Here is a 13,312-nt window from a genome sequence, read left to right on the forward strand (position 1 = left end):
ATTAGAATGGGGCGACTAACCACAAGGATATGTTCGCGTGTCAGAATCTGTTTTTCAGCTTGAATCTCAATTTGCTCCCGCAGGGGATCAGCCCACGGCCATTGCCAAGTTGGTCGATGGCTTAGAATCGGGCCTAGCTTGCCAAACCCTATTGGGGGTCACAGGCTCGGGCAAGACATTCACTATCGCCAATGTGATCGCCCAACTGGGGCGCCCAACCATTATTATGGCGCCAAACAAGACGCTGGCGGCGCAGCTTTATGGCGAGATGAAAGAGTTTTTCCCCAATAATGCGGTGGAATACTTTGTTTCCTATTACGATTATTACCAGCCAGAAGCCTACGTGCCCGCATCGAACACCTTTATTGAAAAGGATGCGTCGGTTAACGCCCATATCGAGCAAATGCGACTCTCGGCGACGAAAGCCTTGTTGGAGCGTAAGGATGTCGTCTTGATTGCCTCTGTATCGGCAATTTACGGTCTGGGCGATCCCGATTCCTACATGAAGATGCTCTTGCATCTACGCCAGGGCGATACCATGGGGCAGCGGGATATTCTTAAGCGCTTGAGTGAGCTGCAATATACTCGCAACGATCTCGAGTTGCAGCGCGGTACTTTCCGCGCCCGTGGTGAAGTTATCGATATTTTCCCCGCCGATTCTGACCGCTACGGGATTCGAGTCGAACTCTTTGACGATGAAATTGAACGCTTAAGCGAGTTTGACCCGTTAACGGGGCAGATAGTTAAGCGTATCGCGCGCACCACAGTGTATCCGAAAACCCACTATGTGACGCCACGGGAAAAAATCCTCGAAGCGACCGAGTTAATTAAAGAAGAGCTGCGCGAGCGTAAGCAGTATCTGCTCGACAACAATAAGTTGATTGAAGCCCAGCGGATCCATGAGCGGGTGCAATACGATATCGAGATGATGGTTGAACTGGGCTATTGCTCCGGTATTGAAAACTACTCCCGCTATCTGTCGGGCCGAGCACCGGGTGAAGGACCGCCGACCTTGCTCGATTATTTACCCGCCGATGGTTTGTTGATTATCGACGAGTCCCACGTCACTGTGCCGCAAATTGGCGCCATGTATAAGGGTGACCGCTCCCGTAAAACCACGCTTGTGGAATATGGCTTCCGTTTACCCTCGGCGCTGGATAACCGGCCGCTGAAGTTTGAAGAATTTGAGCAATTGATGCCGCAGACCATTTATGTGTCGGCAACACCAAACCCGTACGAGCTGGATAAGAGTGGTGGTGAGATTGTTGAGCAAGTCGTGCGGCCAACGGGTTTGCTCGATCCAGAGTTAGAAGTGCGCCCGGTCAGCATTCAAGTGGATGATTTACTCTCAGAGGTGGCCAAACGCGTCGCCGTCAACGAGCGAGTGCTTGTCACCACCTTAACCAAGCGCATGTCGGAGGATTTAACTGAATACCTCGATGAGCATGGCGTCAAAGTCCGTTATTTGCACTCGGACATTGATACCGTGGAGCGGGTGGAGATCATTCGCGATTTGCGCCTCGGTAAGTTTGATGTGTTGGTCGGTATCAACTTGCTGCGTGAAGGTTTAGACATGCCCGAAGTTTCCTTAGTCTGTATTCTCGATGCGGATAAGGAAGGCTTTTTACGTTCGGAACGTTCGCTTATTCAGACCATTGGTCGCGCTGCGCGTAACGTCAATGGCAAGGTTATCCTCTATGCGGATAGGATCACCCAGTCGATGGCCAAGGCGATGGGTGAAACCGAGCGTCGCCGCGAGAAACAACACGCCTACAACCTTGAGCATGGCATAGTGCCAAAAGGCGTGGTCAAGCGCATTACCGATGTGATGGATATCGACGATGGCAGAGACACTGAAAAGGGCTATAGCCCATCGTCACTGGGTAAAGTGGCTGAACCTAAAGCCAAACGTTATCAAGCCGATGCGGCGCAGCTTAGCCATGATATCGATAAGCTCGAGAAGCAAATGCATGAACATGCGCGTAACTTGGAGTTTGAACAGGCTGCGGCCTTGCGTGATGAGGTGAAACGGTTACGGGAGTTGCTGATCACAGCCTAACAAAATCTAAGTCTTAGCTGAGGTAGACTCAGGACTTTGATGCTAATTAAACTGATCCCAAGCTTCTCTACCTAATAAAAAGCCGCCAATACAATAATGTAAGGCGGCTTTTTTATTGTATGGATTAATCAAACTTTGAGGTATTAGCGCTGCGTTTCCTTGGCGAATCTGCTTCGTTGGTACACAAACACCATAAGCGCGCAGACTAAGCCGCAGATCAGGCCGACTAAATGCGCCTCGGTGGCCACGCGTGCACCAATCATTGCGGTCACATCATCACTGGCGCCATAGAACTGTTCATGGCCGACTTTGACTATCACCCCGATCAGCAACAAATAACCCGAGCGCATTTTGCGGCGTATATCCTGCACTGCACCAAAGGTGAATAGGCCGTGTAACATGCCGCTCAGCCCGACATAGCCTAAGAGTTGCGGATAACCCAGATACAGGCCAATGCCTTCAAACAGACAAAGCAGGATAAACAGCGCGGTTACTCCGTTAAGTCGGTAATGAAAGTGGTGCAAAAACAACACTACCCATAATCCCGCTAGGTTCATCAGCAGGTGCCAATGATTGGTATGCAGCAGATTGCCTGTGATCAGACGCCACCACTGGCCGTCACTGATAGCGCTGCGGCGATAGGCGAGCAGGTTATCTATGCTCGGGGTAAAAAGTCCCGCAATATACAAGAGCGCGCAGAGCAGACTGACGATAAACGCCAGCCAATAGGGGCCGAGTTTTTTGAACGTCACCAGTCTCACGCCTGCGGTTTACCCGTTTCTGTTGCCTTGTCGAGCGAGGCCATCACCTCTGCTTTATTTTGCAGGTAATCCTCTAGGCCTCGTTTGCGTAGATGGCAGGCTGGGCAGTCACCACAACCATCGCCGACAATGCCGTTATAACAGGTTAGGGTATGGTGGCGAACTAAATCGAGTTGCTGGTATTTATCGGCCAGCGCCCAGGTTTGGGCCTTGTTGAGCCACATTAATGGGGTGATGATCTCAAGCTTTTTATCCATGCCTTGCACCAGTGCCGATTCCATCGCGCGCACAAAGTCGTGGCGACAGTCGGGATAACCGGAAAAATCGGTTTCGCAAACACCAGTGATAATCGCCTCGGCCCCTAATTGATAGGCGTAGATCCCCGCCAAAGTCAAAAATAGGATATTACGGCCGGGCACAAAGGTATTGGGTAAGCCATTTTCCATTAATTCGTGGGATACAGGGATCGCATCACGGGTGAGCGCAGAAATAGCTAACTCATTGAGTAAACTCACATCCATCACTTTATGGCTAGTGATCTTTAAGCGCTTGGCGAGGGATTTAGCAACTTCAATTTCTTCACGGTGACGCTGACCATAATCGAAGGTGATCCCGTGAACTTCATCAAACTGAGTTAAGGCTTGAATAAGACAAGTCGTCGAGTCTTGTCCGCCACTGAAAACCACTACCACCTTTGAAACTGATGCTGCTGACATAGGATCCACTTAAATTGACACATAAAATAGGGCGTAAGTGTAACTCAGGCGCTAGGGCTTGCAAACTCTTTGCTGGCGCGTGGCGACGGGGATGCGGCACTTGGTATCACAATGGCTGAGGCGGTAAAAACTTGCAGCTGCAGCTAAAATCCTCTATAAATGCCGCCCCAGAAAAACGGAACGCTAGCATGAATTACCCAGTCAACGAAGTCTTTGAAACCATTCAAGGTGAAGGTGTCTTTACCGGAGTGCCCGCCATTTTTGTACGTTTACAGGGTTGCCCTGTGGGATGTGCTTGGTGTGATACGAAACAGACTTGGGATCTGCTTGAGGAAAATAAGGTGTCACCCGAACAAGTGATCACCGTCGATGGCTCCGTGGGGCGCTGGGCTAATCATACGGCGCAGAGTCTTATTGAGGCGTTCAACGCTAAGGGATACACGGCGCGCCATGTGGTGATCACTGGTGGTGAGCCTTGTATGTACGATCTGAATGAACTAACTCACACGCTTCATGCTTCCGGTTTTGCCACTCAAATCGAGACCAGTGGCACCTTTGAGGTGAAGTGTGATGCTGATACTTGGGTGACAGTCTCGCCCAAGATCAATATGAAAGGTGGTTATAAGGTGTTAGCGCAAGCCTTGATCCGCGCCAACGAGATTAAGCACCCGATAGCGACCGAAAATCATATCGACGAACTCGATGAGTTACTCAAAGGGATTGATGTGTCAGCGAAAACGATTTGTCTGCAACCGATCAGCCAAAAACCAAGGGCGACGGAATTAGCCATGAAGGTGTGTATTGCCCGCAACTGGCGTTTATCGATTCAGACCCATAAGTACTTGAATATCGATTAATCGCCACTTAGCGCTATACACTCTTCTTGAACGCTCCGAATGGGGCGTTTTTTATCAGCTAAATCTACGGATTACAGACAATTGTTTTAAGTAAGCGATAAAAAATAACTTTGGATAAGCTGCAATGCTAGAAAGAAAACTTGGGGAATAAAGCGGTATAAAGAGTGAGATGAGAAAGAAGTGGTGGAGGGAGAAGGATTCGAACCTTCGAAGGCGGAGCCGTCAGATTTACAGTCTGATCCCTTTGGCCACTCGGGAACCCCTCCACATATTTTCTTCAACTTTTAAGTCCGACTCATCGAGTCTGATTTAAAAGTTATCTTAAATCTTGGCCGGATTTAAGGGTAAAGCAAGTCTACAGCGAACTAACGATTGACGAACCACATGAGATAAAAGTGGTGGAGGGAGAAGGATTCGAACCTTCGAAGGCGGAGCCGTCAGATTTACAGTCTGATCCCTTTGGCCACTCGGGAACCCCTCCACGAGTATCTTTTATAGCATCGCTAATTGTTAGTGCAAATGGTGGAGGGAGAAGGATTCGAACCTTCGAAGGCGGAGCCGTCAGATTTACAGTCTGATCCCTTTGGCCACTCGGGAACCCCTCCTCAATTGCGGCCGCCATAGTAGTCAGAAACGTTTGGCATGTAAAGTCTAAATATGAAAATTTTCCTAAAGTTCTGGTTCAACTGGTCGATTAACTAACAACGAGTTGTTTTAATGATGTTTTTTTATGCAGATCGATGTTCCTTTAATCAACGAAGCCCAAATTGGCTCCCGCTTAAATGCGGCAATCGAACACAACAGGCGAGGTGAGTTCGCCCTGTTGCTGTCGCTATTGTCTGCAGACGCGAGGGACATGGCGCAGTTTCAATGGAAAAAAGAGCTCGATAATGCTGAAAAATTACAACGCCAGTTTGAGTTACCCCCAAAGCAAGCGCTTGTGGCGGATTTATCGACGGATAACAAGGTTACCGACAATAGTGCTGTTTTTGCCGAGCAAGGGGCGAGGGCGTTTCAACTGCAACAGGCATTGCGCCCAGAGGCATTAGTGATCCGCGGTGGTGAGCCTATCGCGATGGCCGAAGCCTTAAGCAATTGCGATCTCACCACACGTCTGCGCCAACGTGGCCAGTTGCCATCCCCGAAAATGGACGTCATGCATTTTGCCGATCAACTGGCGATTCAACGTAACTTAGTGCCGTTATTGGCCAGCGCCTAACGAGTATGTCGTCTTGATTTCTAGTCGCTATCGGGCTATTAAGCAAGATGCTGTCTTTAAAAGCACAGGTTGGGATTAAAGGAACTTGTTGGCCAAATAGCCTTCAACTGTGTCGATGCACAATAATAAGCGTGAGCTAAAGCTGAGTCTCTGCCGCCACTGTTACCTATAATAAGGCGTTAATGATGCTGGTTTAAGTTGATGCATCACCCTTACAGCGATTAGAGAGGAAAAACAGATGAAAGGTATCATTGCAGGACAAGCGGCTACCGTAAACGACACTTGCACCGATTGCGGCAGTTTTGTGGATATTGGCGCTGTGATTGACGAGCAGGATACAGTGCTGGAGTTATCCTTCGCGGGTGCAGAGGCTGAGGTCGAAGCGACTAAGATGTTGGAGCGGGCTAGAGCGCGTTTTAGCCAAACCCAAGGGAATATTGTGCAGGGTGAAGCGGGTGTTACCCTCAAGCTGGTCTTCGATGTGAGTGTCGAGAAAATGATTTTCCAATTAGAGAATGGCCTATGATGCAAGCGACTGTGAGCACCGTTAGCGTTAATTTGTAATAAAGTGTGGCCGATGTTGCTGTTTTAAATGTAGATAGTGTAATCTGCATCAACAAAAATAAAGATAAATAGGCTCTATTAACACGCTTCTTTAGTGTGTTAGTCGCAGCAGTACCGTTTTACCCAACACGAAGTTTTGTAGGGATCAGAGTGAAGCGACGTCAGCATCAGCATTTATTAGAGTCTTTAGTGCATTCCACGGCTAAACAGCAGGGTGATTTTACTAAGACCGCGGAGTTAGCCACTGAGCTACTTTGCCAAAATTTAGCCGTTTCTCTGGTGTCGGTTTGGATTTTTTCCGCCGATCAATCGAGCCAATCCCTAGTGGCGCAATTTGGCGCTATGGCCCTACAAGACACTTACCGTCCTTCGCAGTTGCAGACGCTACCGCGCTATTTAGATGAACTTAAAAATCATCGCCATATCGATGCGAGTAATACGCTTATCGATCCGCGCTTGACTGAGTTAGTCGATAACTATTTTATCCCTCGGCAAATTTTATCTAGTCTCGAGATTGGCATTCGCATTAATGGTCATCTCGAAGGCGTGCTTTGCCTTGAGCGAGCGCAACTGACTCACCATTGGCACGACAGCGAAATTCACCTTGCCTGCCAAATGGCCGATCAACTGGCCCTCACGCTGGCCACCAAACATACCTATGATAAAGAAGAGCGCTTAAGCCTGTTTCGCTGTGCCACCGAGCAGTCTCGTCAAATGAGCATGCTGATTAACCTGCACACCGAAAAAGTGGAATACGTGAATCAAGCCCACGAGGAGATCACCGGCTTAGCGCGTGAAAAAAGCATAGGCACCAATTTACGCGAGTTAAGTTTCTTTAAGCAGCACAGTGAATTAGCCGAGCAGACCTTGGCTAAAATTTTCAGAGGCGAGCAGGCTAAAGGCGAAGTGCAATTTAATCGAGCCGATGGCAGTCGCTACTGGCTCAAGTATGTAGTCAGCCAATTTATCACCGATCGCGGCAATCATTACGCCTTAGTCTCCGGCGAAGAAAGCACAGATGAGCACAACTATAAGGCGGAGCTTGAGCGTTTAGCCTGGCGTTGTAGCCTCACTGGGCTGAATAATCGTAGTCACTTCAATCGCGTATTGGAGCGCACCACCAATGGATTGTTGCTGTTGGTCGATTTAGTCGCCTTTAAGCGTTTCAACGATACCTATGGTCACGAAAATGGCGACAGCTTGCTGATTGAAATTGGCCGGCGCTTAAAACATTTCTCTGAAATTAATAAGGCGACCGAAATTGCCCGCGTCGGTAGCGACGAGTTTGCCGTGTTGCTTACCGATGATAACGCGGTTTACGATCTGGATTATTTCAGTACCCGCCTATATCAGCATTTAGCCATGCCGATTTTAATCGGTCGTGAGCAAATCGAACCTAAACCCGCACTGGCGGTTGTCGATATCGCCTCGGTGGCGAATCTGTTCGCGCCGCTGACCTGCGCCGATATTGCGGTGCAATACGCGAAGAAGAAAAAGGGCACAGCTATTCAAGTGTTTAACAGCACCTTGCTCAGTGCCTTTAAGGAAGATGCGCAAATCGAGCGTGATTTGCATAGTGCGATTCGCGGCCGTCAATTCGAACTTTATTATCAGCCCTTACGGGATCTGGAGCAGAAAACCTATATCGGTGCTGAAGCCTTGATCCGTTGGCATCACCCGAAAAAAGGTGTGCTGTATCCCGGCGCCTTTATCGATATTGCCGAGCAATCTGGGATGATAAATGCCATTGGCAGCTGGGTGCTTGAGGCCGCGTGCCGACAATTGAATATATGGCAGCACCATAATGCCGATTTAAGCATGCATGTTAACGTGTCGGCGCGGCAGTTTTTTAGCGGAAACCTGTATGAGCAAGTCTGGCAACTGCTGACGCGCTATCGTTTAAAGCCTAAAACCCTGATCCTTGAGATCACCGAGACGGAATTGATGGGCGACATTCGCCATGCCACGCTCTTATGTCAGGAATTGGCAGAGCTGGGTGTGGGGCTGGCCATCGATGACTTTGGTACGGGTTACAGCTCGATGCGCTATCTTAAACAATTCCCGATCAGTAAGTTAAAAATCGACCGCTCCTTTATCTCCGATCTCACCATTAGCCGCGAAAGCCAAGAAATCGTCTCGGCCATTATTGCGATGGCGAGCGCGCTTAATATTTCCTTGACCGCCGAAGGGGTTGAAACCGCCGAGCAGGAAGCGTTTTTAGCCAAGAGTTTTTGCCATCAGGCGCAGGGGTATTTATACAGTCCTGCGTTGCGAGAGCCCGAATTTGCGCAATTCTTATTGGAGGCAAAAGAACCTAATCTTGTTACGCATTAACCAGTTAGATTAGTCGTACAGGTGATATAAAAACAAAAGGCAATCAATAGATTGCCTTTTGTTTTATCTGTGGACTTGGTTAACCCTTCATGCAGCACTGCTTAAACTTTTTACCGCTGTGGCAGACGCAAGGATCATTACGCCCCGGTAATTTGGCATGCATTTGATGGCCTTTAGTGTAAAACCAACGACCTTGCTCGAAGATAAACTCAGAGCGCTCGTAAATGGCATCAATCTCGCCACTCATTTTATACCAGGCTTTGAAAGTTACAGTACCGAACTTGCTGCCATCGGGCTGGGTAGTGTCATTGGCGGATAATACATCGAGCCCTAACCATTCGGGATGTGGACCTTGTTGGAGCTGCTCAAGGGTTAAGCCATCGAGGTAAGCTGCATGGTGTGTTTTGATAATGTAATCAAAATTTTTCAACACAAAAGCGCAGTAGCGAGAGCGCATTAATTGCTCAGGACTTGTCGCCAGTTGTGCTCCTGAATCGAGCCCTAGATGCAGTATTTGACAGCAATCTTGATAGATTTTTGGGTTGCCGCAAGGGCAGGTTTTGTCGTGTGTCATAATGGTAATGCTTTAAAATATAATAGATTACTGCTTTTTCTTTTGGCTGTCCGGTAATGGTGGGAACTGGCGGCCATAGTAAAGATTGGGTACAGGTTTGGCATTCAAATAGAAACTGGGTTCGGCACGGTTATTCATATCCAGTGTGACGTTCCAGCGCTGCTGAGAGTCTTTTTGGGTGCCAATCACAAATTTGCCAGCAAATTCACTCACTGGTTCGCCAGTTTCTTCTGCGGGGTAAAAACGCACTAAATAATAGCCAGTGTCGAACGCGCTGTTGCCCGAAAGCTTACGGTTGAGCACCCGGAAATCGATATCGATACGGGCCTTTTTATTGCGGATTTTATCGAAAAAACGTTGGTAAATAGCAACGATACTGTCGCGGCCATAATAGATTTCTTTACTTTGGCTTTCAGAGAGATAGCTTGCATCTTTCGCATAAATCTCTGCGGTGACTTCGGGGGCAAGCTCAGTAAATGCTTTAGTGAACAGCGGATAATTAGCATTGATCAGCTGATCGGTTGTCATGGTTGTTTTGGCTTTTGCGGGAGTTGCAAAACTTGGAAGCGACAATAGGCATATCAGGGCTAGCAGCAAAAATCTCATTACATTATTCTAATCAAGCATTCATGGCGCCACTATAATGGAGGTGCCCGCTGAACTAAAGGGTTGAATGTTTACAAAGTGTGTTTCTGTTCTAAAAGTGCACACTGAGCGTTAAGAGTGGAGGAGCTTGCCATGCTAGATGATGAATCGGCACTGTTTTTTGAAGAAATGGCGGGGGTTGTGCCACTTAAGGGTGATGTGAAAGCGGTGAATTTGCAGCCTAAGGCACTAACGGAGGAGCAACTTCAGCGCCGTGATGCGTTGCAACGCGAGGCTTATTTAGCCTGTATGCCCTTGGATTTGAGTTTGATCCCGATAATAGCGCCCGATGATATTGCCAGTTTTAAGCGCGAAGGGGTACAAGGTGCAGTGTTTAAGCGCTTAAGGCTGGGGCAGTACAGCATTAAGATGGAATTAGATGTACATGCCTACCGTTTAAGTCAGGCCCGTGATGCGTTGCTCAATTATCTGTTAGCAGCGCAGGCCCATGGGGAACGCTGCGTCATGCTTATCCATGGTAAGGGCCATAACAGTAAACCCGTGGCCGGACTGTTGAAATCTGCCGTCTGCCATTGGTTGTCTCAGCTTGATATGGTGCTGGCCTATCATTCGGCTAAAACCGAGCAGGGCGGCACGGGCGCCTTGTATGTGATGCTCACTAAATCCGAACAGCTTAAGATCGAGAACAAAGAGGCAAATCGTAAGGGAATGGGTTGGCGTTAATAGGTTTCTGAACGCATTGATTTTATCTGATTGATACTCGCTTTCGTTATTAATGCCGAAGCTTAAAAAGAAAATGCCCAACATCGTTGGGCATTTTTATCGGTTATATTTTCACACCAAGAGCCTAGGTGTTACTGACGTTAGAGTCTTCATTCCGTCTTGGTTTTAATTACCAACCACATTGACGATTCGCCGCTGTGTTTTGCTCATCGAGCCAGGTTTTAAGCGGCGCAAAATAATCGAGTACGGCTTTGGCATCCATTCCCTCAGTACCTGTCACTTCTTTTAAAGCAACTGGCCAAGGTTGGCTTGCACCTAGCTCTAACATTTTATTGAGTTTTTCCCCTGCGGCTTGATTGCCATAAATACTGCATCTGTGTACAGGTCCTTTATCGCCGGCGGTATCACACAGTGCCTTATGGAACTGGAATTGCAGAATATGCGCGAGGAAGTAGCGCGTATAAGGCACGTTACCGGGCACATGGTACTTGGCACCTGGGTCAAAATCGGCTTCGCTGCGGTCTGTTGGCGCCTTAACGCCTTGGTATTTCTCTCTTAATTCCCACCAGGCTTGGTTATATTGTGCTGGAGTGATTTCACCGCTAAAGACTTTCCAGCGCCACTGGTCAATCATCAAACCAAAGGGCAGGAAGGCAATTTTATCCAGAGCTTGTTTCAGCAGTAAGCCAATATCCTTGGAAGCATCGGGCACGTCTTCGAGCAAGCCAATCTGTTTTAGATAGCTAGGGGTAATAGATAGCGCGATTGTGTCACCAATGGCCTCATGGAAACCATCATTGGCACTGTTTTTAAACAGGAAAGGCTGCTGTTTATAGGCACGTTGATAGAAGTTGTGTCCAAGCTCGTGGTGAATAACGGTAAAGTCTTCAGCGGTTTTCTGGATACACATCTTGATGCGAATATCGTCGAGGTTATCCAAATCCCACGCCGAGGCATGACAAACGACATCACGATCCTTGGGTTGCAAGAATAAAGAGCGACTCCAGAAACTGTCTGGCAGTGGCGCAAAGCCTAACGAGGTGAAAAAGCTTTCGGCCTGTTTAACCATCTTGTGTTCATCATAGCCTTTCTGCTCGAGCAACTCTGTCACATCATAGCCAGGATCGGCATCGTCAGGGGCGACGAGATCGTACACATTACCCCATTGTTGCGCCCACATATTTCCCAGTAAGTGGGCGGGAATAGGGCCTGTTTTTGGCGCGATGGCATCACCGTATTCGTTATTCAGCTCGCCGCGAACGTAACAATGCAGGGATTCATAGAGGGGCTTAACTTGTCCCCATAAACGATCTAATTCCTGTGAAAATTCATCGGGTTTCATATCGTATTGGCTGCGCCATAGCTCAGAGAGGTTAGCGTAACCAAGATCTTTTGCACCTTCGTTGGCGAGTTCAACTTCACGTTGAAATAGTGGGCGCATCGGTTTTGCAATTTCACGCCAGCCTTTCCATGCTTCAAGCAGTTTGGCTGGGTCACGCGATTCCGCCATCAGGTTCGACAGCTCTGGCTGGGTCATACACTTGCCATCGGCGAAACAGTATTTGCCTTTACCATAGAGTCCATTGAGCTCGGAGCTGATTTGCGCCAGCTCAGCATTTTTGACGGGATCAAGCGGCGCAGGTAACACGAGTGCGCTGCGCAGAATATTCAGTTTGCGCGCATTGGCAGGATCGAGTTCCACATTGGCGTATTTGGCAGCTTCGGTGGCAAATTTGACCGACGCGGCACTAACTTTCTCACCTACTGCGGCCGAGAGTGCAGCGGTATCTTCGGTGATGAAGTTACTGTAAATCCATTCGGCGCGATTCGCTTCGATAGAGAGCTGCGCCATCTGGGCTTCAGCATCTTGAATAAAGGCGATGGCCTGAGCTTTATCGGGCGCAGCATTAGTTGCAGCAGGTGCTACTGCAGTGGTTTCGGCCTTGCTTTGGGCATCATTACAGGCGGTTACGCCTAAGGTTAGCGCTATGGTGAGCGCGAGAGTGGTGGGACGATTCAATAGAATAGCCATGTATTGCAGTCCTTTGTTGTTTTTGTGTTAAGCATTCTACCTAAGCACAGTGTTTTTTGCACAGGACTTGATGACTTTTCATTGTTTTTTGCAACGGATGTGAGTGGCCTGTTAATCCCTGTCAGCAAGGCGCAGCTTATTTGGCCATTTTTCGTTTGACAACTCCCATACCAATGTTTAATTTAAACGAGTGTTTTAAATTAATTCAAGGTCACGGAATGGCAAGTCGATCCGATACAAAAACTAGAATACTTGATGCCGCAGAGAAGCTATTTGCCGAAAGGGGGTTTTCTGAGACGTCATTGCGACTTATCACGAGCAAGGCGGAGGTTAACTTAGCCTCGGTGAACTATCACTTTGGTTCTAAAAAAGAGTTAATCCGCGCCGTGTTAGCCCGCTATTTAGACGTGTTTATGCCCGCCGCATCGACGGCCATAAAACGTTTACATACTGCGCCAACACAGGCTTCGTTAGAGGAGATTTTCTCTGCGTTAGTCGATCCATTATTGGATTTGAACGAGCTGCGCACCGAAGGCACGACAATTTTCCTACAATTGCTCGGTCGCGGTTACATTGAAAGCCAAGGTCACCTACGTTGGTTTATCACCACCCATTATGGGCAGCATTTAGACACCTTTGTTAAAGCTGTTTCGGCCAGTGCACCGCATATTCCTCCTGCTGAAATGTTTTGGCGCTTACACTTTACCCTAGGCACGATTGTTTTCACTATGGCGTCAGCCGATGCGCTCAATGATATTGCCGCGGCCGAATTTGGTGAGCATAACGACATCGAAGCCGTGATCCGTAAAGTGATCCCCTACATGGCTGCGGGCGTATCAGTCCCCGTGGCTTCTTAATAAAAGGTCT

At 48.4% G+C, this 13,312-nt stretch carries 12 protein-coding genes and 3 tRNA genes; 7 read left to right on the forward strand and 8 right to left on the reverse strand.

Features of this window, described 5'->3' with window-relative positions:
- Window positions 1-37: 37 nt before the first annotated feature.
- Window positions 38-2,059 carry an excinuclease ABC subunit UvrB gene (gene uvrB / locus ACUZ8J_RS10145; protein ID WP_248967993.1) on the forward strand — a complete coding sequence of 674 codons (2,022 nt, stop codon included), beginning with the start codon at window positions 38-40 and terminating at the stop codon, window positions 2,057-2,059.
- A 143-nt stretch (window positions 2,060-2,202) separates the two neighbouring features.
- On the opposite strand, the gene rrtA is transcribed toward uvrB, so the two are convergent.
- Both rrtA and queC read right to left on the reverse strand, forming a co-directional pair.
- Window positions 2,203-2,820, reverse strand: coding sequence for a rhombosortase (gene rrtA, locus ACUZ8J_RS10150; protein ID WP_446693753.1), 618 nt, complete (start codon window positions 2,818-2,820; stop codon window positions 2,203-2,205).
- Entirely contained in the window at window positions 2,817-3,536 is a 720-nt protein-coding gene (gene queC / locus ACUZ8J_RS10155; RefSeq protein ID WP_023267229.1) for a 7-cyano-7-deazaguanine synthase QueC, read from the reverse strand. Before queC ends, rrtA begins: the two co-directional genes overlap by 4 nt.
- A 188-nt stretch (window positions 3,537-3,724) precedes the next feature.
- Between queC and queE the strand changes: the two genes are divergently transcribed.
- Window positions 3,725-4,393: a 7-carboxy-7-deazaguanine synthase QueE gene (gene queE / locus ACUZ8J_RS10160; RefSeq protein ID WP_446693754.1), complete on the forward strand. Its 669-nt coding sequence runs from the start codon at window positions 3,725-3,727 to the stop codon at window positions 4,391-4,393.
- 181 nt (window positions 4,394-4,574) lie between these two features.
- Here the strand turns inward: queE and ACUZ8J_RS10165 are convergent.
- From ACUZ8J_RS10165 to ACUZ8J_RS10175, 3 genes are all read right to left on the reverse strand, one after another.
- Window positions 4,575-4,659 (reverse strand) — tRNA-Tyr (locus ACUZ8J_RS10165).
- 130 nt (window positions 4,660-4,789) lie between these two features.
- Window positions 4,790-4,874 (reverse strand) — tRNA-Tyr (locus ACUZ8J_RS10170).
- Between the two features lie 39 nt (window positions 4,875-4,913).
- A tRNA-Tyr gene (locus tag ACUZ8J_RS10175) sits at window positions 4,914-4,998 on the reverse strand.
- A gap of 125 nt (window positions 4,999-5,123) precedes the next feature.
- On the opposite strand from ACUZ8J_RS10175, the gene ACUZ8J_RS10180 reads away from it, so the two are divergent.
- The 3 genes from ACUZ8J_RS10180 (at window position 5,124) to ACUZ8J_RS10190 (ending at window position 8,510) form a co-directional block, all read left to right on the forward strand.
- On the forward strand, window positions 5,124-5,612 hold the full coding sequence (locus ACUZ8J_RS10180) for a VC2046/SO_2500 family protein (RefSeq protein ID WP_109286090.1): 489 nt from the start codon (window positions 5,124-5,126) through the stop codon (window positions 5,610-5,612).
- Between the two features lie 238 nt (window positions 5,613-5,850).
- Window positions 5,851-6,138, forward strand: a complete 288-nt coding sequence (locus tag ACUZ8J_RS10185) for a DUF406 family protein (protein ID WP_374919141.1) — start codon at window positions 5,851-5,853, stop codon at window positions 6,136-6,138.
- A gap of 188 nt (window positions 6,139-6,326) precedes the next feature.
- Entirely contained in the window at window positions 6,327-8,510 is a 2,184-nt protein-coding gene (locus ACUZ8J_RS10190; protein ID WP_446693755.1) for a putative bifunctional diguanylate cyclase/phosphodiesterase, read from the forward strand.
- A gap of 79 nt (window positions 8,511-8,589) precedes the next feature.
- Here the strand turns inward: ACUZ8J_RS10190 and ACUZ8J_RS10195 are convergent, their stop codons facing one another.
- A complete protein-coding gene (locus tag ACUZ8J_RS10195) occupies window positions 8,590-9,084 on the reverse strand; it encodes a YchJ family protein (protein WP_446693756.1) in 495 nt (164 codons plus the stop codon).
- A 27-nt stretch (window positions 9,085-9,111) separates the two neighbouring features.
- The gene (locus ACUZ8J_RS10200) at window positions 9,112-9,690 is read right to left on the reverse strand and encodes a hypothetical protein (RefSeq protein WP_011717111.1); all 579 of its coding nucleotides are present in this window, start codon (window positions 9,688-9,690) and stop codon (window positions 9,112-9,114) included.
- A 132-nt stretch (window positions 9,691-9,822) separates the two neighbouring features.
- On the opposite strand from ACUZ8J_RS10200, the gene smrA reads away from it, so the two are divergent.
- On the forward strand, window positions 9,823-10,413 hold the full coding sequence (gene smrA, locus ACUZ8J_RS10205; RefSeq protein ID WP_089067744.1) for a DNA endonuclease SmrA: 591 nt from the start codon (window positions 9,823-9,825) through the stop codon (window positions 10,411-10,413).
- A gap of 169 nt (window positions 10,414-10,582) precedes the next feature.
- Here smrA and ACUZ8J_RS10210 read toward each other — a convergent pair whose 3' ends face one another.
- Window positions 10,583-12,445 (reverse strand): M2 family metallopeptidase, encoded by a 1,863-nt coding sequence (locus ACUZ8J_RS10210; protein WP_446693757.1) that lies wholly within the window; start codon window positions 12,443-12,445, stop codon window positions 10,583-10,585.
- A gap of 218 nt (window positions 12,446-12,663) precedes the next feature.
- On the opposite strand from ACUZ8J_RS10210, the gene ACUZ8J_RS10215 reads away from it, so the two are divergent.
- Entirely contained in the window at window positions 12,664-13,302 is a 639-nt protein-coding gene (locus ACUZ8J_RS10215; protein WP_011622813.1) for a TetR/AcrR family transcriptional regulator, read from the forward strand.
- Window positions 13,303-13,312 lie beyond the last annotated feature (10 nt).

The sequence above is a fragment of the Shewanella sp. Koi 1 genome (assembly GCF_052907445.1).

Coding starts and splice junctions, on each gene's coding strand:
- ACUZ8J_RS10200 (WP_011717111.1), bottom strand. CDS start 9,690: ATGAGATTTTTGCTGCTAGCCCTGATATGCCTATTGTCGCTTCCAAGT.
- ACUZ8J_RS10185 (WP_374919141.1), top strand. CDS start 5,851: ATGAAAGGTATCATTGCAGGACAAGCGGCTACCGTAAACGACACTTGC.
- queE (WP_446693754.1), top strand. CDS start 3,725: ATGAATTACCCAGTCAACGAAGTCTTTGAAACCATTCAAGGTGAAGGT.
- ACUZ8J_RS10210 (WP_446693757.1), bottom strand. CDS start 12,445: ATGGCTATTCTATTGAATCGTCCCACCACTCTCGCGCTCACCATAGCG.
- queC (WP_023267229.1), bottom strand. CDS start 3,536: ATGTCAGCAGCATCAGTTTCAAAGGTGGTAGTGGTTTTCAGTGGCGGA.
- smrA (WP_089067744.1), top strand. CDS start 9,823: ATGCTAGATGATGAATCGGCACTGTTTTTTGAAGAAATGGCGGGGGTT.
- ACUZ8J_RS10215 (WP_011622813.1), top strand. CDS start 12,664: ATGGCAAGTCGATCCGATACAAAAACTAGAATACTTGATGCCGCAGAG.
- ACUZ8J_RS10195 (WP_446693756.1), bottom strand. CDS start 9,084: ATGACACACGACAAAACCTGCCCTTGCGGCAACCCAAAAATCTATCAA.
- ACUZ8J_RS10180 (WP_109286090.1), top strand. CDS start 5,124: ATGCAGATCGATGTTCCTTTAATCAACGAAGCCCAAATTGGCTCCCGC.